The organism is Streptomyces sp. NPDC002324, from assembly GCF_053593335.1.
The window spans coordinates 156,663-180,868 of record NZ_JBSFCF010000009.1 but is presented as its reverse complement, the minus strand read 5'-3'; the positions used below and the strand labels follow the sequence as shown (position 1 = coordinate 180,868).

Here is a 24,206-nt window from a genome sequence, read left to right as displayed (position 1 = left end):
CGGCGGGTGCGGGTCCGTCGGGGCCTCTCGCGCAGTTCCCCGCGCCCCTGAAAAGCAGGGCTGCGCCCTGTGCTTTCAGGCCCGCAGGGCCGAGGTCTTTGAGGCCCGCGGGGGCCGTGGTCTTTCAGGCCCGCAGGGGCCGTGGTCTTTCAGGCCCGCAGGGGCCGTGTCTTTCAGGGGCGCGGGGAACTGCGCGACCAGCCCCCACGCACCCGCACCCGCACCCGCCACATCACCCGAACGCCCGAGCGATCAGACACCCGGCCCAGCGCCCAGCGCACCCGGCGCAGCGTCGCAGACCACCCGTGTGGGTGACCCAGCGGAGCGTGACCGTGACGGTAGCGTGCCAGGAGTGATCGAGCCGCACGCCCCCGCACCCCCCGGCGCCCCTCCCCCCTGGCGCGGGGACGGAGGCCCGGGCGCCCAGGCGTGGTTGCCGGTCCGCCCGGGAGTCGGCCGCTTCCTCGTCCTCGCCGGTGTCTTCGTCTGCGCCGCCTGCGGACTCGTGTACGAACTGGAACTCGTCGCCCTCGCCTCGTACCTGATCGGCGACTCGGTCACCCAGGCCTCCGTGGTCCTCTCGGTCATGGTCTTCGCCATGGGGATCGGCTCCCTCGCCGCCAAACGCCTCCGCCCCCGCGCCGCCCTCGGCTTCGGCGCCATCGAGGCCGCCCTCGCCCTGGTCGGCGGCTGCAGCGCCCTCGTGCTGTACGCGGCGTTCGCCTGGACCGGCGACTGGGGCGGCATGTGGGCGAGCGGCTCCCGCTACCTCCTCGTCGCGTTCTCCCTGGCCATCGGCCTGCTCATCGGCGCCGAGGTGCCGCTGCTGATGGAGCTGATCCAGCGCATCCGCCGCCAGGACGCGGCCGGCACGGTCGCCGACCTCTTCGCGGCCGACTACGTGGGCGCGCTGGTCGGCGGCCTCGCCTTCCCCTTCCTCCTGCTGCCCTGGCTCGGCCAGCTGACCGGCGCCCTGCTCACCGGCACGGTCAACGTCCTGGTCGGCGGCGCCCTCGTCCTCGGCCTGTTCCGCCACGACATGTCCCGCCGCGACCGCCGGCTGCTGCTGGTCACCAATCTCGCCGTCCTCGGCCTGCTCGCCACCGCCGCCGCACACGTCGACGACTTCGAGCGCGCGGCCCGGCGCGCGGTGTACGGCGACGACGTACGGGTCGCGCTGCAGACCGACGTCCAGGAGGTCGTCCTCACCGGAGGCAGGGACGGCCGTCCGCTCGCCCTCTTCCTCGACGGCCGCCTGCGCATCAGCGGCCGCGACGAGCAGCGCTACCACCGGGCCCTCGTCCACCCGGCCATGAACGCCGGGCCCCATGCCAGCGTCCTCGTCCTCGGCGGCGGTGACGGCCTCGCCGCCCGTGAAGTGCTCCGCCACGACGGCGTACGCCGGGTGGACATCGTCGAACTCGACCCCGGTGTGGTGCGCCTGGCGCGCACGGACCCCGCGCTCTCCGCCCTCAACGGCCGCGCCTACGCCGACGACCGCGTCCGTGTCGTCACCCAGGACTCCTTCGCCTGGCTGCGCGGCGCCCGCCCGGTGCGGCCGTACGACGTCGTGATCGCGGACCTCCCCGATCCCGGCATCACGGCGAGCACGAAGCTCTACTCGCAGGAGTTCTACGGCCTGGCCCGTGCGGTCCTGGCCCCGGACGGCCGCATGGTGGTGCACGCGGGCCCGGTGTCGTCCCGGCGCAAGGTCTTCTGGACGGTCGACGCGACCGTGCGCGCCGCCGGCCTGCGCACCGCGCCCTACCGGGTCACCGCCGCCGCCCCGGGCTTACTCACCGGACCCGACCGCACCGCCCACACCTCCCGCGCCCCCCACGACTGGGGTTTCGTCCTCGCGACGCGGTCCGACACGGGCCGCCGCCCGCCACCGGACCCAGGCACCGGGGCCGGGCGACTCGACGCCCCCGACCGGATGGCGGATCTGCCGCCGTCGACGCTGGTGCACCCCAGGTACATCGGCTGAGGCAGGCGAGGTGTGCGGGGCAGGTGCGGCATGCGGGCCGAGTGGGACGGAACACGGGCGAGAACGCGTATGTACGGGTGCGGCGCCGTGCCACCTGGGTAGGCTCGGTTTCCATGGAGCATGAGGTGTTCGTTCCGGTTCCCGTCGGCCGCCTCCGGGAGGCCCTGTCCGACCCCGAACGGGTGGCCCGAGCCGTCCCCGGGCTCCAGCAGGAGGCGGGCGCCCCACCCGTCGCCGGCCGCATGAAGGTACGCGTCGCCGGCCACACCATCACCTATCGCGGCACCCTCCGCGTCACCGCCCGGGACGACGGTTCCTACGCCGTGGAGGGCGACGCCACCGAGGCCCGGGGCTCCGGCACGGTGAAGCTCACCCTCACCCTCCGCCTCAGCCCGGCCACCGAGGGCACCACCCTCGTCTGCGCCGGCACGGCCACCGCCGACGGCCGTATCACCGAACTCCCGGCCGATTCCGTCTCCTCGGCGATGACACGGCTGCTGGGGAGGTTCGCGGAGAACCTGGCGACGACGGCCGGGCCCGACACCGGGACCGGCACCGGGACCGACACCGACACCGGCACCAAGGCCGAGGTCGAGACCGACGTCGAGGCCGAACCCGGGCCCACGGCTGACGCCGCCGCAGAAACCGGGCCCCCGCCCCCCGTCGAGCCCGAGCCCCCCGCCTCCGTCTTCGAGACCGAGGTCCCGCCCTCGCCCCTGGAACCCTTCGACGAGGGGGACTTCGTCGCCGGGGGCGAACCGCCGGCGGAGGCCGCGCACGCCCGCCGGACGATGATCGGCCGAAGCGCCGAGGAGGTGGACCACGCGCCGCCGCGCGGCCGTTACGCCCCGGTCCCCGCCCCCGAGCCCGCCTCCGCGAGCGCCACCCTCCGCTGGGCGGCCCCCGCGGCGGCCTTCGCCGTGGCCTCGGCCATCATCGTCAGCCGGGCTTTGCGCAAGCGCCGCTGACGACACCCACCGTGGGCGACCAACTCCTCGGCGGGGTGGGCCAGTAGGGTCGAGGGGTGAGTAGCGAAGAGATCACGTTGGCCGCGGGTGACGCGGCGGTGGTGCTGGCGCCGGGGAACGGCGGCCGGGTGGCGGGCCTGCGGGTCGCCGGGGCCGAACTGCTGCGGCAGGGCGAGCGGTTCGGGTGCTTCCCGATGGTGCCGTGGTGCGGACGCCTCCGCGACGGACGGTTCCGCGACGGCGGCAGCGTGCGGCAGATGCCCCTCAACGCCCCGCCCCACGCCATCCACGGCACCACCCGTGAGGGAGCCTGGCGCGTCGCGAGCCACAGCGGTACCGAGGCCGTCCTCACCTACGACCTGGTCGAGCCGTGGCCCTACCCCGGCCGCGTCACCCAGGTGGTCACCCTCACCCCGGACGCCCTCACCCTCACCATGTCGGTGGAGGCGCACGACTCCTCCTTCCCGGCCCAGATCGGCTGGCACCCCTGGTTCAACCGGAGCCTGGCCGACGGCGGCGAGGACGTACGGGTCGACTTCACCCCCGCCTGGCAGGAGGAGCGCGGCGCGGACCACCTGCCCACCGGCAACCGCGTCGACCCCCGGCCCGGCCCCTGGGACGACTGCTTCGGCATGCCGGGCGGCGTGGACGTCACCCTCACCTGGCCGCAGCGGCTGGAACTGAAGGTCGCCTCCCGCGAGGAATGGGTCGTGGTCTACGACGAACAGGCAGAAGCCGTGTGCGTCGAACCCCAGACCGGCCCGCCGGACGGCCTCAACACCCACCCCCGCCTCGTCACCCCCATCGACCCCCTCGAAGCCACGACCACCTGGACCTGGCGCCGCCTGTGAGCGGGGCGCGGGGCGCGGGGCCGTACGGCGGGCGCGGACAGGGCCGTACAGGTCCGTAGGCGGGCGGACAGGTCCGGACAGGTCCGTACAGGTCCGTACGGCGGGCGGACAGGTCGCCTTTAAGCTGGCTGCCATGACTGACGTGGACGTACGTGGATCTTTGCTGCAGCAGATCAAGGACAAGGCCGTGGTGCACGGCAGGGTGACCCTGTCGTCGGGTCTGGAGGCGGACTACTACGTCGACCTGCGCCGCGTCACCCTCGACGGCGAGGCCGCCCCGCTGGTCGGTCAGGTGCTGCTCGACCTGACCGCCGACCTCGACTTCGACGCGGTCGGCGGTCTCACGATGGGCGCCGACCCCGTCGCCGGCGCGATGCTGCACGCGGCCGCCGCGCGGGGCCGCAGGCTGGACGCGTTCGTCGTCCGCAAGGCGGCCAAGGCGCACGGGCTGCAGCGCCGCGTCGAGGGGCCGGAGATCAGCGGCCGTCGCGTCCTCGTCGTCGAGGACACCTCCACCACCGGCGGCTCCCCGCTGGCCGCCGTGGAGGCCGTCCGCGAGGCCGGGGCCGAGGTCGTCGCCGTCGCCACCATCGTCGACCGGGCGACCGGTGCCGCCGAGAAGATCGAGAAGGGCGCCGGGGTGCCGTACCTCTTCGCGTTCTCGAAGGACGAGCTGGGCCTGGACTGACGGCGGCCGGTACCGGAGGGAACCCCGAGGTCAGGGTTACCGAAGAGTTCTGGACGCCCTGACCGGAGCATCGGGTCCCGTCTGGAAGGATGGGGCCGACGATGACGTCGCAACCCTAGGTCAGGGCTCGTAAGCACAACGCCACCCGCACATACAAGGAGCGGACCATGCCCATCGCAACCCCCGAGGTCTACAACGAGATGCTCGACCGGGCGAAGGCAGGCAAGTTCGCCTACCCGGCCATCAACGTGACCTCGACCCAGACGCTGCACGCCGCGCTGCGCGGCTTCGCGGAGGCGGAGAGCGACGGCATCGTCCAGATCTCGACCGGCGGTGCCGAGTTCCTGGGCGGCCAGTACAGCAAGGACATGGTGACGGGCTCCGTCGCCCTGGCCGAGTTCGCGCACATCGTGGCCGAGAAGTACCCGGTCACGGTCGCGCTGCACACGGACCACTGCCCGAAGGACAAGCTGGACGGCTACGTCCGTCCGCTGATCGCCGTGTCGGAGGAGCGGGTCAAGGCCGGCCGCAACCCGCTGTTCCAGTCCCACATGTGGGACGGCTCGGCCGAGACCCTCGCCGACAACCTCTCCATCGCGCAGGAGCTGCTCGCCCGCGCCGCCGCCGCGAAGATCATCCTTGAGGTCGAGATCACCCCGACCGGTGGCGAGGAGGACGGCGTCTCCCACGAGATCAACGACTCCCTCTACACGACGGTCGACGACGCGATCCGTACGGCCGAGGCGCTGGGCCTGGGCGAGAAGGGCCGGTACCTCCTTGCCGCGTCCTTCGGCAACGTCCACGGTGTCTACAAGCCGGGCAACGTCGTCCTGCGCCCCGACCTCCTCAAGCAGCTGAACGAGGGCGTCGCCGCCCGCTTCGGCAAGGAGTCCCCGTTCGACTTCGTCTTCCACGGCGGCTCCGGCTCCACGGAGGAGGAGATCCGCACCGCCCTGGAGAACGGCGTCGTCAAGATGAACATCGACACCGACACCCAGTACGCGTTCACGCGTCCGGTGGCGGCCCACATGTTCCAGAACTACGACGGCGTCCTGAAGATCGACGGCGAGGTCGGCAACAAGAAGACGTACGACCCCCGCACCTGGGGCAAGCTAGCGGAGGCGTCGATGGCGGCCCGCGTCGTCGAGGCCTGCGGCAACCTGCGCTCCGCCGGCACGAAGATCAAGTAGCCGGCCCGGACCGGGCGGCCCCGCCGCCGCCCGGCCCGAGACTCCGGCCCCGCTCCACCGCACCCGCCCGCAGTCGCGCACGCGACTGCGGGCGGTGTCGTCCCGGGACTGGCTCACACCGGCCCCCGCGGGTCCCCATTGGCCCGTCTCCAGTCCCCCGGCCGCCGTCCCCCGGTCGCCGTTCCCCCGGTCGTCGTCACCCGGTCGCCGTTCCCCCGGCCGTCGTCACCCGTCCGCCGGGCCCAGGTCATGTTCCGCACCTGGCCCGAACGGCTCCCGCGCGGCATGATTCCGACCATGGCCGACGTACGCCTTGCCTCCGCCCAGGGCAAGTGGATCCTGCTGACCACGGTGCTCGGTTCCAGCATGGCCCTGCTGGACTCGACGGTCGTCAACGTCGCGCTCCCGCGCATCGGCCTCGACCTGGACGCCGACCTCGCGGCCCTCCAGTGGACCGTCAACGCGTACATGCTCACGCTCGCCGGACTGATCCTCCTCGGCGGAGCGCTGGGCGACCGCTTCGGCCGCCGCAAGGTGTTCGTGGTGGGCGTGGTGTGGTTCGCCGCGGCCTCACTCCTGTGCGGCATCGCCCCGAACGTCGGTGTGCTGATCGCCGCCCGCGCCCTCCAGGGCGTCGGCGGAGCCCTCCTCACCCCAGGTTCGCTCGCCCTCATCCAGGCGTCGTTCCACCGCGACGACCGCGCGAAGGCGGTCGGTCTGTGGTCCGGCTTCGGCGGCATCGGCGCGGCCGTCGGCCCGTTTCTGGGCGGCTGGCTGGTCGACGGCCCCGGCTGGCGCTGGGTCTTCCTTCTGAACGTCCCCCTGGCCCTCCTCTGCGTCCCGATCGCCTTCCGCCACGTACCGGAGTCGGGGGACGGTCGCGCCCACGACCGGGGCTTCGACATCCTGGGGGCCGTACTCGGCGCCGCGTCCCTCGCGTTCCTCACGTACGCGCTGATCGAGGCGAGGGCGGGCACGCTCGCGGTCGCGGTCACCGCACTCGCCGGCGTGGCGACGGCCGTGGCCTTCGTCCACGTCGAGCGGCACCGGCCCGACCCCATGATGCCGCCGCAGATGTTCGCGTCCCGCCAGTTCACGGCGGTCAACATCGTCACCCTGTTCGTGTACGCGGCCTTCGGCGGTTTCTTCTTCCTCGTCGCCCTCCAGCTCCAGGTGGTCTCCGGGTACTCCGCCCTCGGCGCCGGCACGGCCCTGCTGCCCATCACCGTCCTGATGCTGCTGCTCTCCGCCCGCGCGGGCGCCCTCGGCGAACGCATCGGCCCCCGCATCCCCCTCACCGTCGGCCCCCTGCTGTGCACGGCGGGCGTCCTGCTGATGCTGCGGGTGGGCCCCGACGCCGCGTACGCCACCGATGTCCTGCCCGCCCTCCTGGTGATGGGCCTCGGCATGGTCACCCTCGTGGCCCCGCTGACCGCGACCGTCCTCGCTTCGGTCGCCACCGACCATGCCGGTATCGCCAGCGGCATCAACAACGCCGCCGCCCGGGCCGCGGGTCTGCTGGCCGTGGCCGCGCTCCCGCTGATCGCCGGCATGGGCCCGGAGGCCTACCGCTCACCCACCCAGTTCGACAACGCGTTCGACAAGGCCATGCTCGCCTGCGCCCTGGCCCTCCTGGCCGCCGCGGCCCTGGCCTACGCCGCGGTCCGCCGCCCCGCCCCCGACTGCCACCACCCCGAATGCCGCACCCACGGCTGCGTGACGGCTCCACCACTGGAGGGCCGACAGAAGGGGGAGACGACGATGGAGTAGCGGGCGGGGGTGGGTGCGGGGCAGGGGTGGGTGCGGGGGCGACGGGGGTGCTGTGCGGAGGCGGGTGCGGGTGCGCGTCCGGGTGGTCAGGGTCCGGCGTTTGGGTGCGGGCCTGTTGTGGCTGGTCACGGGATTGCCGGTGCTTCTCGCGGCTCAGGGGTGCGCCCGTGCTTTTCAGGGGCGCGGGGAACTGCGCGAGCAACCCCGTACAACCCGCACCCACCCACCCACCCATCCACCCTCCTCCCCACACCCCTCCCCGACCCGTAGCTCCCAGGGCGCAGAAGGGGGTCGAAGGGGCGCAGCCCCTGGGGATGGGACGGGTAGGGGCGGCGGGGGCGAGCAGAACCCGCCCCGACACCCGGCGGCCGAACCCCACCCCCCACCCCGACCCCACCCGACGTACCCCACCCCCCACATGGGCCAGACTGGAACCCATGACGATTCACGAGAACCTCCTCGGCGGCCCACCCCCCACGCACCTCCCCGACGACCCGGAACCCCGCGAGCTCCTCGCGAACGGCACACCCCCGGCCGAGGTCGCCGCCAAGTACCCCACCTCCTCCCTCGCCTGGGCCCAGCTCGCCGACGAGGCGTACGAGCGGGGCAGCGTCGTGGAGTCGTACGCCTACGCCCGTACGGGCTACCACCGCGGCCTGGACGCCCTGCGCCGCAGCGGCTGGAAGGGCCACGGCCCCGTCCCCTGGGAGCACGAGCCGAACCGCGGCTTCCTGCGCGCCCTGCACGCCCTGTCCCGCGCCGCGGGCGACATCGGCGAGCAGGAGGAGTACGAGCGCTGCTCCCAGTTCCTGAAGGACTCCTCCCCGACGGCGGCCCAGACCCTGAGCTGAGGCACGAGCCGAGGCACGAGCTGAGGCATGAGCCGAAGCAGGAGCCGAAGCATCGGCCGAGGCATGAGCCGAGGCACGAGCCGAGGCGTGAGCTGAGGCACTGAGCCGTTCGAAGGACTGTTCGTGCAGGTCCGCCTGGTGTGACCAGGCGGACCTTGCGGGGCGGGGGTGGTATCACCGACCATGCGGTGGGGACCGGGGCCCCCGTGTCGGAATTCGGCAGGGGCGGACCGCTACCCGGAGTACACATCAGGAGACAGCGATGTCCCTTCCGGCTCAGCCCCACGAGGCTTCGGAGCCCGAGACCCCGCATCTCGACTTCCAGGGCACCACCCCGTACGAGGACTACGTCCAGGCGGACGTGCTCACCCACCTCCAGCACCCCCTCTCCGACGACCCCGGCGAGATGGTCTTCCTGGTCACCACCCAGGTCATGGAGCTGTGGTTCACCGTCATCGTGCACGAGTGGGAGACCGCGACCGCCGCGATCCGGGGCGACGACGTGGCGAGGGCGAAGGACGCCCTGAAGCGTTCCGTCCGCGAACTGGAGGCCCTGACCGCCTCCTGGAAGCCCCTCGGCCAGCTCACCCCGGCCCAGTTCAACTCCTACCGCGCCGCCCTCGGCGAGGGCTCCGGCTTCCAGTCGGCGATGTACCGCCGGATGGAGTTCCTGCTCGGCGAGAAGTCCGCCTCCATGCTCGTCCCGCACCGGGGCGCCCCCCGCGTCCACGCCGAGCTGGAGAAGGCGCTGCACGAGCCGAGCCTCTACGACGAGGTCCTGCGGCTCCTGGCCCGCCGCGGCCACGCGATCCCCGAGTCCGTCGTGAGCCGTGACGTCTCCCAGCGCTACGAGCCCTCCCCCGAGGTCGAGGCGGTGTGGACCGAGCTGTACTCCGGCGACCCGGACCACGAACTCGCCCGCCTCGGCGAGGCACTGACCGATGTCGCCGAACTGGTCTGGCGCTGGCGCAACGACCACCTCGTCGCCACCCGGCGCGCGATGGGTTCCAAGGCCGGCACGGGCGGCTCCGCCGGCGTGGCGTGGCTGGAGAAGCGCGCCCGGAAGAACGTCTTCCCCGAGCTGTGGACGGCGCGCTCCCATGTCTGACATCACCGCATCCAGCGGCACTGAACTGGCCGCTCTGGCAAAGGAGTTGGACGCGGCCGACGAGCTGTCCGGTCTGCGTGCCCGCTTCGTCCTCGACGACGCCGTGTACCTCGACGGCAACTCGCTCGGCGCGCTGCCGGCGTCGGTCCCCGGCCGGCTCGCGGACGTCGTCCACCGCGAGTGGGGCGAGCTGCGCATCCGTTCCTGGGACGAGAGCGGCTGGTGGACCGCGCCCGAGCGGATCGGCGACCGTATCGCCCCGCTGGTGGGCGCGGCGCCGGGCCAGATCGTGGTCGGCGATTCCACGAGCGTCAACGTCTTCAAGGCGGTCGTGGCGGCGGTACGGATGGCGGACGAGGACTCCGGCTCCGGTGACGGCCGCCGCGACGAGATCCTGGTCGACGCGACCACGTTCCCGACGGACGGCTACCTGGCCGAGTCGGCGGCCCGGATGACCGGCCGCACCCTGCGCCCGGTGACCCCGGCGGAGGTTCCGGCCGCCCTCGGCGACCGTACGGCCGCCGTCCTGCTCAACCACGTCGACTACCGCTCGGGCCGCCTCCACGACCTCCCCGCCCTGACGGCGGCGGTCCATGAGGCCGGTGCCTACGCGGTCTGGGACCTGTGCCACAGCGCGGGCGCCCTCCCCGTTGACCTCGACGAACACGGGGTCGACCTCGCGGTCGGCTGCACCTACAAGTACCTCAACGGCGGCCCGGGATCCCCGGCGTACCTCTACGTCCGCCGGGACCTGCAGCCCCGCTTCGACTCCCCCCTGCCCGGCTGGACCTCCCACGCCGCCCCCTTCGCCATGGACCCGGCCTACGAGCCGGCGGCGGGGGCTCCGCGAGGCCGGGTCGGCACGCCCGACATCCTGTCGATGCTCGCTCTGGAGGCGGCACTCGACGTCTGGGACGGGGGTGGTGACGGCGGTCCCGCCGGGACCGGGGTGCCGATCGAGTCGGTCCGCGCCAAGTCCCTCGCCCTGACGGACTTCTTCCTGCGCTGCGTGTCGGCGTACGTCCCCGAGGGCCGGGTCGAGTCCATCACGCCGGTCGCCCACGCGGAGCGCGGCAGCCAGATCGCCCTGCGCTGCGACGACGCCGGTGACGTCATGAAGCGCCTCATCCACCAGGGCGTCATCGGCGACTTCCGCCACCCCGACGTCCTCCGCTTCGGCTTCACCCCTCTCTACGTCACCTTCGCGGACACGGAGCGGGCGGCCCGGGTGTTGGGGGAGACGCTGGGGGAGATGGGGTAGCGCGAGCGGTTCGGTCGTCCCAGCGGCGGGGGCTCTGCCGCTGGGGCGCCGGGCGCCGGGCGGCTGGGGTGCGGGGGCGGCGGGCCGCCGGGGGCGCTGGGCCGCCGGGGTGCCGGGGGCGCTGGGGGAGGGAGGCCGGGCTCCGGGGGCCGTCGGCGGTCCGGCGGCGGGCGCTGACCTGGCCGCCCCGGTTGTTCCGACCGTTCCGGTTGTTCCGACCGTCCCTACTGTCCCGACCGTCCCCGCTGTCCCGACCGTCCCCGCCGTCCAGCGGCGGCGGCCGTCGTTCCGCCGGGACGGTGGCGCGGGTTCGGGCTCAGGTCCGCCGGCCGGTGGTGAGGGCCGGGCGCGGCGGCATCCGGTCGGGCCGGTGTGCGCGTCGGTGGGTGTCGATGAGCGTCGGTGAGGGCCGGTGGGCCGAACCCGCCCCCGCCCAGTCTCCCGCCCAGTCTCCCGCTCAGCCCCCGGCACGGGCTCCGCTTCGGCCCCGCTCCGCGGCCGTCCCGCCCCGCCGCGGCTCCTGACCCGGCGTCACATCCCGGTGTCGACGCACGTCACGGGCCTGATACCGTCCCCGCCAACGGCAGGCGCCCCTTTCCCCGGCACCCGCCCACCCAAACCCTTCCAAATCCGTTTCACCCGAGAGGTTGGCGCATGCCGGACGACGACGCCGCAGCCCGCGATGCCGCCGAAGAGGCATCCGCCTTCTCGCACCCCCCGGTCGCCCCCGACGCCACGGCGGCCTACGGCGACCACCCCGACCAGGTGATCGACTTCTACGCCCCCCGCACCTCCGACACGGGCATCGGGACCATGGGCGTAGGCGTCGGCGCACCCTCCGGGCCCGGCGCGGCCACGGGCCCCGCCCCCGTGATCGTGGTCCTGCACGGCGGTGCCTGGCGGGCCCCCTACGACCGCCACCACATCACCCCCTTCGCGGACTTCCTCGCCCGCCACGGCTTCGCGGTGGCCAACATCGAGTACCGGCGAGGAAGCTCGCTCCCCGCCCAGACCGGCCTCAACGGCACCCCTGCCCCGACCGCGGGCCGCTGGCCGGAGACGTTCGACGACATCGCCGCCGCCCTCGACACCCTGCCGGACCTCGTCCGCGTGGCCCTGCCCCAGGCGGACCCCCGCCGCATGGTGGTCACCGGTCACTCCGCCGGCGGCCACCTCGCCCTGTGGGCCGCGGCCCGCCATGTGCTTCCGCCCGACGCCCCGTGGCGAACCTCCCGCCCCGCCCCGCTCCGCGGAGTCGTCGCCCTGGCCCCCATCGCCGACTTCGCCGTGGCCGAGAAGCTGGACGTCTGCGGCGGCGCGGCCACTCAACTCCTGGGTGGTCAGGGCAAGTTCGCTGAGCGTCGCCCCTGCGCCGACCCCGCGCTCCTCCTCCCGACCGGCATCGCCACCACGCTTGTGCAGGGCCGCTCCGACATCGTCGTCCCCGAGGCCGTCGCCGAGGCGTACGCCGACGCCGCGGCCAAGGCGGGCGAGGTCGTGGGCCTGACGCTGCTGGAGGACGTGGGCCACTTCCCCCTCATCGACCCGGCGGCGGACGCGTGCGCGGTGGTGGTGGAGGAGATCGCCCAACTGGCCTGGTGAACGGGGCCCGACGCGGCCCCGACCCGTCCCGGGGCGCCATGCCCACCCTCCCCGCTGATACCCGTAATACCTGAGAGCTACATCCCAGGTGAGCTCCCCGGCGGGACGCCGACGACGGCCCTCGTTCCATAACTTCCTTGCCAGGGCGGCCCGATGGACGGGCTGTCCGGCAGGGAAGGGGTGGGTGACATGGGGGTCGCGACATGGCCGGAGGCAGATCACCGGCCACCCACGGAACCGCGCCCCACGGCGCAGCCACTGCGACCGTTCCCCACACCGAAGGGCCTTCGGCGCCTCACGTCCCGGCTCCGACCGTCGTGGTCGTCCCGGCTGCGCCGCACACTGCTCGCCCTCCTTGTGGCGACGGCCGTGGTCGCCCCGGTCTCCGCCGCGGCCAGACCGCGGATCCCGGCCCCGCCCCCGGCTCCGCTCGCCCCGCCGACCCCGACGACACTCCGGTCGACGTACGAGGCCAACCGTGCGAACGCCGCGGAGGCGGCCCGCATGGCCGACGCCCACGGCGACCACAGCCGAGCAGCGACCGACCGGTGGCTCGCGGCACCCACCCGCAGGCTCCTGATGTTCGACGGCCGAGGCCCCGGCCAGGCCGTGGAGGTCCTGGGCGACCTTCTGAAGGCCGACCATCTGGCGGTCCTGGTCCCGGGCTCGGACACGAGCCTGGACACCTACGACCGCTTCCACAGAGCCGCGCAGGCCCTGCACGACCGCACGGGCCCGGACACCGCGGTGATCGCCTGGCTCGGCTACGAAACCCCGGGGACGATCAGCACGACGGTCCTCACCCCCACCCGAGCCGAACAGGCGGCCCCGCACCTGCGCACGTTCCTGCGCGAACTGCGCGCCCTGGTGGGCGAGTCCGCCGGCCTCACCGTCGTGTGCCACTCCTACGGCACGGTCGTCTGCGCCCGCGCCGTCACCGGTCTCGACGACGTCGACGACATGGCCCTGATCGGCAGTCCCGGCACGGGCGCGGACAGCGCGGCCCGCCTGCGCACCTCGGCACGCGTATGGGCGGCCCGAGGCACGGACGACTGGATCGGCAAGGTCCCCCACACCCGGACCGACCTCTTCGGCACGACCGTCGGCTTCGGCCCCGACCCCACGTCCCCCTCCTTCGGCGCCCGCGTCTTCACCGCGGGCGCGGCCGGCCACAGCGGCTACTTCACCCCCGGCTCCACTTCCCTGGAGAACCTCGCCCACATCACTCTGGGCGCCCGCGCGGAGGTCACCGATGCGTGACCGCACCCTCAGGCCCACGGCTCTCCGTACGGCCGCCCGCCGGGCCGTCCGGCACATCGACGCCGCCACCCCACCCCACCGGGACCGCGCGGTGGACGCCCTGCGGGCCCTCGCGATACTCGGCATCATCCTGGGCCACTGGCTGGTCACCGCCCTGGTCGCGGACGGCAGCACGCTCCACACCACCAGCCCGCTCCAGCACATGCCCCAACTGGCCCCCGTCTCCTGGATCTTCCAGACCCTCGCCGTCTTCTTCCTGGTGGGCGGCCATGTAGCCGCCAAGAGCTACACCTCGGCCCGGGCGCGCGGCATCACCTACACCCCGTGGCTCGGCGCCCGCCTGACCCGTCTGTTCCTCCCGGTCGCCGCCCTCCTGACCCTCTGGACGGCGGTCACGATCGCCCTCCTGGCCACGGGCACCCGCATGGACACGGTCGAGACCCTGCTGAAACTGGCCCTGTCGCCGCTGTGGTTCCTTCTGGTCTTCGCCGCCCTGACGGCGGCGACGCCCTTGCTGCTCCGTCTCAACCCGCTCTGGCCCCTGGCCGTCGTCCTCCATGTGGATCTCATTCGTTTCGGCCTCGGCGGCCCGCAGGGCCTCGGCTGGATCAACCTGGCAGCGGGCTGGCTGGTCCCCTACACGCTGGGCGCGGCCTGGACCCGGGGCGAGCTGGAGCGCCGGCGGGCGGGCTGGGCCCTGTTGGTGTCCGGCACCGCGGCGACGGCGGGGCTGATCATCTGGGGCGGCTACCCGGCGTCCATGGTCGGCGTTCCCGGTGCACAGATCTCCAACCTGAACCCGCCCACCTTGGCTGCCGTCACCTTCGGTCTGGCCCAGTGCGGCCTGGCGCTCCTGCTGCGCGGCCCCCTCCGTCGCACCCTGCGACGCCGGCAGGCGGCCTGGGCCGCCGTGGCGGTCGTCAACCTCTCGGCGATGACTCTGTTCCTCTGGCACCAGACGGCGATGATGGCGACGACCGCCACCGGTCTGACGGCAGGCCGACTGCCCGGCCTGCACACCCTCCCCGACGACCTCGGCTGGGTGGTCGCCCGTCTCGCCTGGCTGCCGGTGTTCGCCCTGGCACTGCTGCTCTGCCGATCGGCCTTCCACAGTTACGAGAACCGCCGTCCCCGTACCCGCGAGGGCTCCCGCGTGGTGCGCGTCCAGCGGCGGCCCGACAGCACACGGGCGTCGAGGAATCCGGAGACCGAGGGGGTTCCTCATGCCTAGGGTGGTGCGGATGAGTGCGGTGGAGAAGCGGCTGACCAGGGGCCTACGGGTGCTGCGCGAGGACCTGTGGGACGGCACGGTCCACCCGCTGCCCCCGTCGGTCTGGCTTCGTTGGCTGCCGCACGGCATGGTCTTCCTGGTTGCCTTCGGAACCACGTTGGCCGGCGCCGATCACATGGTCGACAGATACCAACTGGGCTCGGAGTACGGCCTGTTGTGTGCGGCCGCGCAAGGAGTGGCGGTGTCGCTCGCGCTGTGGTGGCCCGTCCCGGCGTGGTGGCTGTCGACCACGGTCATGGTCGTTTCGGCCTTGGGCGCCCGCGTCCTCGATGCGGCGGCGGACGAGCCCTTCTGGCCGTGGAGCGGGCCCGGGATCTTCGCTCACGCCATGGTGCTGTTCCTGCTCGCACTGCGGCTGCCCACCCGTGTGACCGCCGAGGTGCTGGCCCTCACCGCGCTGGTCACGTATGTCCTCCAGGATGTCGTCGGCGGTCGGAACCACGAACCGTCGGGCGCGCTGTCGATGGCGATGTTCGCGGGCGTCACCCTCCTCGGCGGAGCCCTGCGCGGCCGCCGCGAGGCCCGTACCCAACTCGTCGAGCAGACGAGCATCACCGCCGAGGAGCGGGCCCGCCGCACCGTGCTGGAGGAGCGCAGCCGCATCGCGCGCGAGCTGCACGACGTGGTCGCCCACCACATGTCGGTGATCTCCATCCAGGCCCAGGTCGCCCCGTACCTGGTGGAGAACCCGTCCGAGGAACTGAAGGAGAACCTCCACGGCATCCGGCAGAACGCGCTGGAGGCGCTCACCGAACTCCGCCGCGTCCTGGGAGTTCTGCGCTCCGAGTACCCGCCGGGCGCCGGCCCCGACGATCCGCACGCGAGAGCGGGCGTCACCGAGGGCATCGCCCCACACGCCCCGCAGCCCACCCTGGACCGTCTCGACGCGCTCATCGACAACACCCGCGCGGCGGGACTCGCGGTCGTCACCGAGATCCACGGACAGGTGCGTCCGCTGCCGCCGGGCGTGGAGCTGTCGGCGTACCGGATCGTGCAGGAGGCGCTCAGCAACGCCCTGCGCCACGCGCCCGGTTCCACCGTCCGCGTGGAGCTCACCCATTTCCCGCGGGGTCTGCAGGTACGGGTGATCAATTCCCGTCCCGCCCGCAAGGCCCCACCGTCCCCCGGCGCCGGCCACGGGCTTCTCGGTATGCGCGAGCGCGCCGCGATGCTCGGTGGCACCCTCACGGCGGCCGAGACCTCCCACGGCGGCTTCGCCGTCGTGGCCTTCCTTCCCCGCGACGGCGACCCCGGCGGCCGGCTCTCACAGCCGGCACCGGACACGACAGGAGACACGAGTCCATGACGAGCAGCACCATCCGTGTACTGATCGCCGACGACCAGCAGATGGTCCGGCAGGGCTTCTCGGTGCTGCTCAACACCCAGCCCGACATCGACGTGGTCGGCCAGGCGGTGCACGGCCTCGACGCGATCGACAAGGTCGCCGAACTCACCCCGGACGTCGTTCTGATGGACATCCGCATGCCCGAGCTGGGCGGCATCGAGGCCACCCGTCGCATCACCACCGAGCGCCCGGACATCAGAGTCCTCGTCCTCACCACCTTCGACCTCGACGAGTACGTGTACGAGGCGCTGCGCGCCGGCGCGTCCGGCTTCCTCCTCAAGGACGCCTCGGCCGACCAGCTCGCCGAGGCGGTACGAGTCGTCGCGGCGGGGGACGCCCTGCTCGCGCCCGGCATCACCCGCCGCCTCATCGCCGAGTTCTCCCGCCTCGGCACCACACCCCGCGCCCCGCTCAAGGCCCGCGTCGGCGACCTGACCGAGCGGGAGACCGAGGTGCTCACCCTGATCGCGCAGGGCCTGTCCAACGCCGAGATCGCCCAGCGCCTCGTCGTCGCCGAGCAGACCGTGAAGACCCACGTGGGCCGCATCCTGGTCAAACTGGGCCTCCGTGACCGCACCCAGGCGGCGGTCTTCGCCTACGAATCGGGGCTGGTGCGCCCCACGGGTTACTGAGCCGTGCGGGCCGGACGGCGCGGAAAGGCTCTCCGGGCCGTCGCCCCGGGCGACCCGTAGTACCTGAGACGGACCTGGGCAGACCCTCCTCACTGGTGACGACGGCACACCCGCCCTCCGCCTACCGTTTTCATCGTGACCGAGACGACCCAGATGCAGACGATGCCCTCACGCGGCGGGGGCAGCCCGAGCAGCCCGGAGTTCCGGGTGGCGATGGACGCGTGGCGCAGGCTGCGGCAGGACCTGTTCCATGACGGGTTCGCCTACCGGCCGATGCCCCCGATGAAGATGGACGGCCTGTTCACCAGCCGGCTCTCCGGCCGCGTGCGTGACTACGTGGCCTGGGCCCCGCACGCGGCCGTGGTGACGGCCGGCCTGCTCTCGATGGCCATCGCCGTCTCCTCCAGTGACCGAGGCGGACTCGGCGCGATGGTGGCTGCCGGTTTCGCTCTGCTTCCGGTCCTGCTGACCATGATCAGACCCGTGGCGGCCTTCTGGGTGTCCCTGACCGCGGCGCCCTTGACCGCGGTGGGCAGCGGTCTGTGGGACGACTGGCCGTGGACGGCCGGCAGCTTCGCGGCCCACCTCGTGGTCATGACGGTCGTGGCCCTGCGCACGCGGCCGCGCGTGGCTGCCTGGATGTGGTGTCTGACCGCGGCGTACGGGGCGTTCCTGGAGACCATCCTCGGTGACAGTCACTACGCGTCGAACAACACGGTCCCGCTGCTCGTCGTCTCCGCCATGTCCTTGCTGGCGGCCTCCGCGCTGACCATACGCCGCACGGCCCAGCGCGAGGTGACCGCCCAGCAGACGGTGACCGAGCACGAGCGCTCCCGGCGCACCCTCCTGGAGGAGCGCACCACGATCGCCCGCGAGCTGCACGACGTGGTCGCCCACCACATGTCGGTCGTCGCCATCCAGGCCGAGGCCGCGCCCTACCGCGTGGAGAACCCGCCGCCGGAGCTGGAGCAGGCCTTCGCCACCATCCGGGAGAACGCGGTGGCCGCGCTCACCGAGCTGCGCCGCGTGCTCGGAGTGGTGCGCGCCGAGGACTACGAGGCCCCGGACGCCCCGCAGCCCACCCTCGCCGACCTCGACGGCCTGCTCGCCAACGTGCGGGAGGCGGGTCTCACGGTCGACAAGGCGGTCACCGGAGCGGTCCGTGAACTTCCGCAGGGCGTGGAGCTGTCCGCCTATCGCATCGTGCAGGAGGCCCTCAGCAACACCCTGCGGCATGCGCCGGGCGCGGCGGCCCGCGTGGAGATCGGCTATGTCCTGGGCGGACTGGGCCTGCGCATAGTCAACGGCGCGTCCCCCGAGGTGAGCCTGGTGAAGTCCACGCACGGCACCGGCCACGGCCTCACCGGCATGCGCGAGCGCGTCACGATGCTGAACGGCGAGATGACGACGGGTGAGACGGCGGACGGAGGCTACGAGGTGACGGTGTTCCTGCCGGTGTCCAGTGTGAGCGAGACCGACGCATGACGATTCGCGTGCTGATCGCCGACGACCAGATGATGGTCCGCGAGGGCTTCTCGGTGCTGCTCGGCGCGATGCCGGACATCGAGGTGGTCGGCGAGGCGGTGAACGGCCGGGAGGCGGTCGACCGGGTCCGGGAGCTGTCCCCGGACGTCGTCCTGATGGACATCCGGATGCCCGAGCTGAACGGCATCGAGGCCACCCGGGAGATCGTGGCGTCCGACGGCGGGGCCAAGGTGCTGGTCCTGACCACGTTCGACCTCGACGAGTACGTGTACCAGGCGCTGCGCGCGGGAGCCTCCGGCTTCCTCCTCAAGGATGCATCCGCCCGCCAACTGGCCGACGGAGTACGCGTGGTGGCCGCCGGGGAGGCGCTTCTCGCCCCGTCCGTGACCAAGCGGCTGATCACGGAGTTCTCCAAGCTGGTCCAGGCCCCCCGCCCCTCGGCGGCCACCCAGCTGGCGTACGGCGAGCTCACCGACCGCGAGACGGAGGTCCTGGTCCTCATCGCGCAGGGCCTGTCCAACCTGGAGATAGCCGAGCGCCTGGTGGTCGCCGAGTCCACGATCAAGACCCATGTGAGCCGGGTCCTGGTCAAGCTGGGCCTGCGCGACCGTACGCAGGCGGCGGTGTTCGCGTACGAGGCGAGACTGGTCACGCCGGGCTGACAGACCCCTGGTCGGCAGGACACCCCTGGTCAGAACGGGGGAACCGGGCTAGCGTCGCTCCATGGCAGCTGCTTTGGACCTTGCTTTCGACCCGTGGGACCCCGACTTCGTGGCCGATCCGTACCCGGCCTACGCGGAGCTGCGGGCCCGGGGCCGGGTGCGGTACTTCGAGCCCACGAACCAGTGGCTTGTCCCGCACCACGCGGACGTCTCGGCGTTGCTGCGGGACCGGCGGCTCGGGCGGACGTACCAGCACAGGTTCACGCACGAGGACTTCGGCCGGAGTGCTCCGCCTGCGGAGCACGAGCCGTTCCACACGCTGAACGACCACGGGATGCTTGACCTGGAGCCCCCGGACCACACACGGATCCGGCGGCTGGTGTCGAAGGCGTTCACCCCGCGCACGGTGGAGCAGCTGAAGCCGTACGTGGAGGGGCTGGCCGGTGAGCTGGTGGCCGGGCTGGTCGAGGCCGGCGGGGGAGACCTGCTGACGGACGTCGCGGAGCCGCTGCCGGTGGCGGTGATCGCCGAGATGCTCGGCATCCCCGAGTCGGACCGGGAGCAGCTGCGGCCGTGGTCGGCGGACATCTGCGGGATGTACGAGCTGAGCCCCTCGGACGAGACGGCGAAGCGGGCGGTGCGGGCGTCGGTGGAGTTCTCGGAGTTCCTGCGGGAGCTGATCGCGCACCGCAGGGCCGAGCCCGGCGGGGACCTCATCTCGGGCCTGATCGCCGCGTACGACGAGGGCGACCGCCTCACCGAGCAGGAGATGATCTCCACCTGTGTGCTGCTGCTGAACGCGGGCCACGAGGCGACGGTGAACGCCACGGTGAACGGCTGGTGGGCGCTGTTCCGCAACCCGGAGCAGTTGGCGGCCCTGCGCGCGGACCACTCGCTGGTGCCGACGGCGGTGGAGGAGCTGATGCGGTACGACACCCCGCTGCAGCTGTTCGAGCGGTGGGTACTGGACGACATCGAGATCGACGGGACGACGGTTCCGCGAGGCGCGGAGATCGCGATGCTGTTCGGCTCCGCGAATCATGACCCGTCCGTGTTCGCGGACCCCGAGAAACTGGACCTCACCCGTCAGGAGAACCCGCACATCTCCTTCAGCGCGGGCATCCACTACTGCATCGGCGCCCCCCTCGCCCGTATCGAACTGGCCGCCTCGATGACAGCCCTCCTGACAAAGGCCCCGACGCTCGCCCTCGCCACCGAGCCGACCCGAAAGCCGAACTTCGTGATCCGGGGCCTGGACGGCCTGACCGTCGAGATCTGAGAAACCCCCACCCGTCAGACTCCGGCCCCAGGCCCCGACCGCCAGACCCCGACCCCGGCTCCCGCTCCGGTCCCGACCCTGACCCCGACCCCCGCCCCCGACCTCGGCGCCAGCTCCGGATCCGGACCAGGTCACGCTCCCGGACCCTGATCCGGACCCGGACCCGGACCCTGATCCGGACCCGACCGAGACTCCGATCCGGCTCCCGACCGCCGTCGCCGAGCCCACAGCCACGCGATCGCCAGGCAGACGGCGGCCGGGAGGGCGGCTCCGGCCAGGGCGACGAAGGGGAGTTCGGTGGCGAGGACGGTGTAGTCCGTGCCCTCGCCCTCGAAGCCGCCCCCGAGGTGGCGTCGCGTGCGGTCGGAGGTGCTCCAGGCGAGCGTCGCGGCCACCGCGCCCACTGCCGACAGCGCGCACCCGCCACACCCCGCGACGCTCTCCCGATCCAACTCGTTCCCCTCGCCCCGCCCACCCGCTGCTCCGGGTTGCCCCGGCCGGTCCATGACCGAAGGGACGCGTCTTCTCCCGCCCTGGTTCTCCCGGCCGGAGGCACGCGCTCCCGGCACCGCGCGGCACACGTCTCCACCCGCCCCGAAGCCGTACGAGCGACCCCCGGCCCGATGCCGCCGCCCCACCGTCCCACCGCCCTGCCCCCCCGCCGCCCCACTGCCTCCGACACACCCTCAGCTGCTGAGATCCCGTCGCCGTAGTCCGGCCAGACCTCCGGCGACCAGCAGCACCGCGATCCCGGTCAGGACCAGCACCGGCGTCCACTCCATCTCCCCGCCCGGCAGCTTCGGGAGGTGACCGAAGGGGGAGAGGTCGAGGACGGCGCGGGGGGCGTCGAGCGCGGGGCCGATCCAGCCGATGAGGAGGACGGCTCCGGCGAGGCCCCACGCGGCCGGTGCCGCTCGGGGTGTGAGCCCGTAGAGCAGTACGGCGGCGCCGCCGATGACCCACACCCCGGCGACCTGGACGAGGCAGCCGCCCAGGATCGGGCCGGCCCCCTTGCCGTGGCCGAGGGCGAAGCCGAGACCGGCGAGAAGCATGATCCAGACGGTTCCGCCGAAGGCGACGGCCAGATGCCCGGCGGCCCAGCGGACCCGGCCCACGGCGTTGGCCAGCAGCGGTTCGGCGCGGCCGGAGGTCTCCTCGCCGTGCAGGCGCAGCACGGTGGCGACGATGTACAGCGCGGCGATCAGCCCGAGCATGCTGATCATCGAGGCGAGGAACGCGTCGGTCAGACCGGACCGGCCGCCCATGCGCTCGAAGATCTCGCGGGCGCCTCGGTTGTCACCGACGAAGTCGGCCGCGCCCTCGGCCAGCCCGCCGTAGACGAGCCCGGCGAGGAAGAAGCCGACGCTCCAGCCGAGGACGCTGCCGCGTTGCAGCCGCCAGGCCAGCGCGCCGGCCGTGCCCAGTCGGCCGGCCGCGGGTCCCGGACGGGTCGGCAGGAAGCTCATGCCGACGTCGCGGCGCCCGGCGAGTTCGTACGCCACCGCGCCCTGGAGCGCGGTCGCCGCCACGAACAGCAGCAGCACCCACCATCGCTCGTCCGCGAACGAACGCTCGTTCTCCAGCCACCCCAGCGGTGACACCCACGTCAAGAAAGACGAACCTTCGTTCGCGGAAGCATCACCGGCCGCCCGCAGCACGAACGCCCCGCCCAGCACCCCCGCCGTCAGCCCCCGCGCCAGTCGGGCGCTCTCCGTCAGTTGCGCGACGACCGCCGCCATCGTCGCGAAGACCATCCCGACGCCCGCGATCCCCAGCCCGAAGGCGGCCGCACCCACCGCCCCCTGTCCGGCCAGGCCGAGCGTGACGAGCGCTGCCAGGCCGCCGTTCGCGACGGCCGACGTGAGCAGGGCGGCCGTCAGCGGCGCCCGGCGGCCGACCGTGCCCGACGCGATCAGTTCCTGCCGACCGCTCTCCTCCTCGTCGCGGGTGTGGCGGATGACGACGAGGAGGCTCATGACGGCGGCGAGGAGACCGGCGTAGACGCCGACGCGCCAGGCGGTCAGGGCGCCGAGGGAGTCGTCGAAGACGGGGCCGACCAGGGCGCGCAGCGACGGGTTCGTGGTCATCTGGCGCATGAGGTCGGCGCGTTCGGCGGCGGTGCCGTACAGGCTGCGCAGGCTGTTCGGCATGGACAGGACCATCAGCCCGGTCACCGCGACCCAGACCGGGACCATCACACGGTCGCGCCGCAGGGCGAACCGCACCAGGGTTCCTGTGCCGGCCAGTGGCCGGGCCCCGCCGGACCGGACGGCGAACGGGGCGGTGGATGCGGATGGTTCGCCGCGCCTGCCTGGTCCAGCGGGGTCGGCCGGTTCGGTGGTGACGGCGGTCATCGCTTGACCGCCTCCTCCCGGGTGCCCTGCGTGTCGTCCTGGTAGTGCCGCAGGAACAGTTCCTCCAGAGTCGGGGGAGTGGAGGTCAGGGAGCGTACGCCGGAGTCGGTCAGGGAGCGGAGTACGGCGTCGAGCTTGTCGGTGTCGACCTGGAGGTGGACGCGATGGCCCCGCACGTCGAGATCGTGGACGCCGGGGAGGCCGTCCAGGCCGCTCGGTGGACCGGCGAGTTCGGCGGTGACGGTGGTGCGGGTGAGGTGGCGCAGTTCGGCGAGGGAGCCGCTCTCGACGGTGACGCCCTTGCGGATGATGCTCACCCGGTCGCACAACTCCTCGACCTCGCTGAGGATGTGGGACGACAGCAGGACCGTACGGCCCCGGTCGCGCTCCTCCCGCACGCACCGCTGGAAGACCTCCTCCATCAGCGGGTCCAGGCCCGAGGTCGGCTCGTCCAGGATGAGGAGGTCCACGTCGGAGGCGAAGGCGGCGACGAGGGCGACCTTCTGGCGGTTGCCCTTGGAGTAGGTGCGACCCTTCTTGGTCGGGTCCAGCTCGAACCGCTCGACCAGCTCCGCCCGGCGCCCCGCGTCCAGCCCGCCCCGCAGCCGCCCGTAGAGGTCGATGACCTCGCCGCCGGACAGGTTCCGCCACAGGGTCACGTCGCCGGGGACGTACGCGATGCGGCGGTGCACCTCGACGGCGTCCGCCCACGGGTCGCGGCCCAGGACCCGTACTGCGCCGGAGTCGGCGCGGAGCAGGCCGAGCAGGACGCGGATGGTGGTGGACTTCCCGGCGCCGTTGGGGCCGAGGAAGCCGTGGACCTCGCCGGTCTCGACGGTCAGGTCGAGGCCGTCCAGCGCGTGGGTCCGTCCGAAGGACTTGTGGAGTCCGGATACCTCAAGAGTGGGAGGGGCCTTCGTCATGTTCAGAACGTACGCTTACTTCAGAAATTTGTGAAGTTAAGGAAGGGCGTGAATGGCCGGTAGGCTGGCCGTGCTGTCTGACCAGGGGAGATCAGATACCAAGAGGACGACCGGCGAGGGAGTGATCAGGGATGACGGACCCGCAGGCCGGAGCGGAGAGCGGAGCGCAGACCGGGGCGGAAGCCGCTGTGGGGGCCGGGTCGGAGGGCTTGGGGCTGGGGCGTGACGTCGAGTCGGTCTCTCGTTTCGTCGAGAACTTCGCGGCGCAGCTCGTCGAGGCCGGGGTTCCGCGCATGCCGGCCCGGGTCTTCGCCGCGCTCCTCGCCTCCGACACCGGCGCGCTGACCTCGGTCGAGCTGGGCGAACAGCTGCGGATCAGTCCGGCGGCCGTGTCCGGAGCCGTCCGCTACCTCGCCCAGGTGCACCTGGTGTCCCGTGAGCGCGAGCCCGGTTCGCGCCGCGAGCGCTACCGCGTCCACAGCGACCAGTGGTACGAGGCTCTCACCAACCGCGAGGCCATCATCAAGCGCTGGGAGGAGTCGTTGCGCGAGGGCGTGGCCAGCCTGGGCGCCGACACCCCGGCGGGGCGCCGGCTCGCCGAGACCCTCGCCTTCTTCGAGTTCGTCGAGATCGAGGTCGAGGCCATGATGCGGCGCTGGCGCGCCCGCCGCGACGAGCTGTTCCCCCGAGGCTGACCGG

The 24,206-nt window shown here is 72.8% G+C and carries 21 protein-coding genes; 18 read left to right on the top strand and 3 right to left on the bottom strand.

Features of this window, described 5'->3' with window-relative positions; genetic code table 11:
- Window positions 1-352 precede the first annotated feature (352 nt).
- The 17 genes from ACWCRJ_RS15300 to ACWCRJ_RS15220 all read left to right on the top strand — a co-directional run bounded on the left by ACWCRJ_RS15300 (window position 353) and on the right by ACWCRJ_RS15220 (window position 20,230).
- Window positions 353-1,987: a polyamine aminopropyltransferase gene (locus ACWCRJ_RS15300; RefSeq protein WP_450939727.1), complete on the top strand. Its 1,635-nt coding sequence runs from the start codon at window positions 353-355 to the stop codon at window positions 1,985-1,987.
- A gap of 113 nt (window positions 1,988-2,100) precedes the next feature.
- Window positions 2,101-2,955, top strand: a complete 855-nt coding sequence (locus tag ACWCRJ_RS15295) for an SRPBCC family protein (protein WP_450939726.1) — start codon at window positions 2,101-2,103, stop codon at window positions 2,953-2,955.
- A 56-nt stretch (window positions 2,956-3,011) separates the two neighbouring features.
- Window positions 3,012-3,806 carry an aldose epimerase family protein gene (locus tag ACWCRJ_RS15290; RefSeq protein ID WP_450939725.1) on the top strand — a complete coding sequence of 265 codons (795 nt, stop codon included), beginning with the start codon at window positions 3,012-3,014 and terminating at the stop codon, window positions 3,804-3,806.
- Between the two features lie 133 nt (window positions 3,807-3,939).
- Window positions 3,940-4,494, top strand: coding sequence for an orotate phosphoribosyltransferase (gene pyrE, locus ACWCRJ_RS15285; protein ID WP_013001905.1), 555 nt, complete (start codon window positions 3,940-3,942; stop codon window positions 4,492-4,494).
- A gap of 167 nt (window positions 4,495-4,661) precedes the next feature.
- Window positions 4,662-5,684, top strand: coding sequence for a class II fructose-bisphosphate aldolase (gene fbaA / locus ACWCRJ_RS15280; RefSeq protein WP_450939724.1), 1,023 nt, complete (start codon window positions 4,662-4,664; stop codon window positions 5,682-5,684).
- Window positions 5,685-5,981: 297 nt separating this feature from the next.
- Complete coding sequence (locus ACWCRJ_RS15275; RefSeq protein ID WP_450939723.1) at window positions 5,982-7,454, top strand: MFS transporter; 1,473 nt, start codon at window positions 5,982-5,984, stop codon at window positions 7,452-7,454.
- Window positions 7,455-7,891: 437 nt separating this feature from the next.
- Complete coding sequence (locus ACWCRJ_RS15270) at window positions 7,892-8,305, top strand: DUF3151 domain-containing protein (protein ID WP_450939722.1); 414 nt, start codon at window positions 7,892-7,894, stop codon at window positions 8,303-8,305.
- A 262-nt stretch (window positions 8,306-8,567) separates the two neighbouring features.
- Entirely contained in the window at window positions 8,568-9,413 is an 846-nt protein-coding gene (locus tag ACWCRJ_RS15265; RefSeq protein ID WP_005483732.1) for a tryptophan 2,3-dioxygenase family protein, read from the top strand.
- Window positions 9,406-10,674: a kynureninase gene (gene kynU, locus ACWCRJ_RS15260; RefSeq protein ID WP_450939721.1), complete on the top strand. Its 1,269-nt coding sequence runs from the start codon at window positions 9,406-9,408 to the stop codon at window positions 10,672-10,674. Before ACWCRJ_RS15265 ends, kynU begins: the two co-directional genes overlap by 8 nt.
- 654 nt (window positions 10,675-11,328) lie before the next feature.
- Complete coding sequence (locus ACWCRJ_RS15255; RefSeq protein WP_450939720.1) at window positions 11,329-12,276, top strand: alpha/beta hydrolase; 948 nt, start codon at window positions 11,329-11,331, stop codon at window positions 12,274-12,276.
- A gap of 357 nt (window positions 12,277-12,633) precedes the next feature.
- Window positions 12,634-13,536: an alpha/beta hydrolase gene (locus ACWCRJ_RS15250; protein ID WP_450939719.1), complete on the top strand. Its 903-nt coding sequence runs from the start codon at window positions 12,634-12,636 to the stop codon at window positions 13,534-13,536.
- The gene (locus ACWCRJ_RS15245; protein ID WP_450939718.1) at window positions 13,529-14,767 is read left to right on the top strand and encodes an acyltransferase family protein; all 1,239 of its coding nucleotides are present in this window, start codon (window positions 13,529-13,531) and stop codon (window positions 14,765-14,767) included. The genes ACWCRJ_RS15250 and ACWCRJ_RS15245 overlap by 8 nt, the downstream gene beginning before the upstream one ends.
- 10 nt (window positions 14,768-14,777) lie before the next feature.
- Window positions 14,778-16,133 carry a sensor histidine kinase gene (locus tag ACWCRJ_RS15240; protein ID WP_450939717.1) on the top strand — a complete coding sequence of 452 codons (1,356 nt, stop codon included), beginning with the start codon at window positions 14,778-14,780 and terminating at the stop codon, window positions 16,131-16,133.
- Window positions 16,130-16,804: a response regulator gene (locus ACWCRJ_RS15235; RefSeq protein ID WP_005483741.1), complete on the top strand. Its 675-nt coding sequence runs from the start codon at window positions 16,130-16,132 to the stop codon at window positions 16,802-16,804. The genes ACWCRJ_RS15240 and ACWCRJ_RS15235 overlap by 4 nt, the downstream gene beginning before the upstream one ends.
- A gap of 135 nt (window positions 16,805-16,939) precedes the next feature.
- Window positions 16,940-18,289 carry a sensor histidine kinase gene (locus ACWCRJ_RS15230; RefSeq protein ID WP_450939716.1) on the top strand — a complete coding sequence of 450 codons (1,350 nt, stop codon included), beginning with the start codon at window positions 16,940-16,942 and terminating at the stop codon, window positions 18,287-18,289.
- Complete coding sequence (locus tag ACWCRJ_RS15225; protein WP_028796421.1) at window positions 18,286-18,951, top strand: response regulator; 666 nt, start codon at window positions 18,286-18,288, stop codon at window positions 18,949-18,951. The genes ACWCRJ_RS15230 and ACWCRJ_RS15225 overlap by 4 nt, the downstream gene beginning before the upstream one ends.
- 61 nt (window positions 18,952-19,012) lie before the next feature.
- Complete coding sequence (locus ACWCRJ_RS15220) at window positions 19,013-20,230, top strand: cytochrome P450 (RefSeq protein WP_450939715.1); 1,218 nt, start codon at window positions 19,013-19,015, stop codon at window positions 20,228-20,230.
- A gap of 131 nt (window positions 20,231-20,361) precedes the next feature.
- On the opposite strand, the gene ACWCRJ_RS15215 is transcribed toward ACWCRJ_RS15220, so the two are convergent.
- The 3 genes from ACWCRJ_RS15215 to ACWCRJ_RS15205 form a co-directional block, all read right to left on the bottom strand.
- Entirely contained in the window at window positions 20,362-20,625 is a 264-nt protein-coding gene (locus tag ACWCRJ_RS15215) for a hypothetical protein (RefSeq protein WP_450939714.1), read from the bottom strand.
- A gap of 291 nt (window positions 20,626-20,916) precedes the next feature.
- Window positions 20,917-22,584 (bottom strand): ABC transporter permease, encoded by a 1,668-nt coding sequence (locus ACWCRJ_RS15210; RefSeq protein ID WP_450939713.1) that lies wholly within the window; start codon window positions 22,582-22,584, stop codon window positions 20,917-20,919.
- The gene (locus tag ACWCRJ_RS15205; RefSeq protein ID WP_450939712.1) at window positions 22,581-23,507 is read right to left on the bottom strand and encodes an ABC transporter ATP-binding protein; all 927 of its coding nucleotides are present in this window, start codon (window positions 23,505-23,507) and stop codon (window positions 22,581-22,583) included. Before ACWCRJ_RS15205 ends, ACWCRJ_RS15210 begins: the two co-directional genes overlap by 4 nt.
- A gap of 131 nt (window positions 23,508-23,638) precedes the next feature.
- On the opposite strand from ACWCRJ_RS15205, the gene ACWCRJ_RS15200 reads away from it, so the two are divergent.
- Window positions 23,639-24,202 (top strand): GbsR/MarR family transcriptional regulator, encoded by a 564-nt coding sequence (locus tag ACWCRJ_RS15200; RefSeq protein WP_450939711.1) that lies wholly within the window; start codon window positions 23,639-23,641, stop codon window positions 24,200-24,202.
- The last annotated feature ends 4 nt before the right edge of the window (window positions 24,203-24,206 follow it).

Bases quoted from the DNA above. Each gene is read 5' to 3' on its own strand.
- ACWCRJ_RS15295 (WP_450939726.1), top strand. From the start codon at position 2,101: ATGGAGCATGAGGTGTTCGTTCCGGTTCCCGTCGGCCGCCTCCGGGAG.
- pyrE (WP_013001905.1), top strand. From the start codon at position 3,940: ATGACTGACGTGGACGTACGTGGATCTTTGCTGCAGCAGATCAAGGAC.
- fbaA (WP_450939724.1), top strand. From the start codon at position 4,662: ATGCCCATCGCAACCCCCGAGGTCTACAACGAGATGCTCGACCGGGCG.
- ACWCRJ_RS15275 (WP_450939723.1), top strand. From the start codon at position 5,982: ATGGCCGACGTACGCCTTGCCTCCGCCCAGGGCAAGTGGATCCTGCTG.
- ACWCRJ_RS15270 (WP_450939722.1), top strand. From the start codon at position 7,892: ATGACGATTCACGAGAACCTCCTCGGCGGCCCACCCCCCACGCACCTC.
- ACWCRJ_RS15265 (WP_005483732.1), top strand. From the start codon at position 8,568: ATGTCCCTTCCGGCTCAGCCCCACGAGGCTTCGGAGCCCGAGACCCCG.
- kynU (WP_450939721.1), top strand. From the start codon at position 9,406: ATGTCTGACATCACCGCATCCAGCGGCACTGAACTGGCCGCTCTGGCA.
- ACWCRJ_RS15255 (WP_450939720.1), top strand. From the start codon at position 11,329: ATGCCGGACGACGACGCCGCAGCCCGCGATGCCGCCGAAGAGGCATCC.
- ACWCRJ_RS15245 (WP_450939718.1), top strand. From the start codon at position 13,529: ATGCGTGACCGCACCCTCAGGCCCACGGCTCTCCGTACGGCCGCCCGC.
- ACWCRJ_RS15240 (WP_450939717.1), top strand. From the start codon at position 14,778: ATGAGTGCGGTGGAGAAGCGGCTGACCAGGGGCCTACGGGTGCTGCGC.
- ACWCRJ_RS15235 (WP_005483741.1), top strand. From the start codon at position 16,130: ATGACGAGCAGCACCATCCGTGTACTGATCGCCGACGACCAGCAGATG.
- ACWCRJ_RS15225 (WP_028796421.1), top strand. From the start codon at position 18,286: ATGACGATTCGCGTGCTGATCGCCGACGACCAGATGATGGTCCGCGAG.
- ACWCRJ_RS15220 (WP_450939715.1), top strand. From the start codon at position 19,013: ATGGCAGCTGCTTTGGACCTTGCTTTCGACCCGTGGGACCCCGACTTC.
- ACWCRJ_RS15210 (WP_450939713.1), bottom strand. From the start codon at position 22,584: ATGACCGCCGTCACCACCGAACCGGCCGACCCCGCTGGACCAGGCAGG.
- ACWCRJ_RS15205 (WP_450939712.1), bottom strand. From the start codon at position 23,507: ATGACGAAGGCCCCTCCCACTCTTGAGGTATCCGGACTCCACAAGTCC.
- ACWCRJ_RS15200 (WP_450939711.1), top strand. From the start codon at position 23,639: ATGACGGACCCGCAGGCCGGAGCGGAGAGCGGAGCGCAGACCGGGGCG.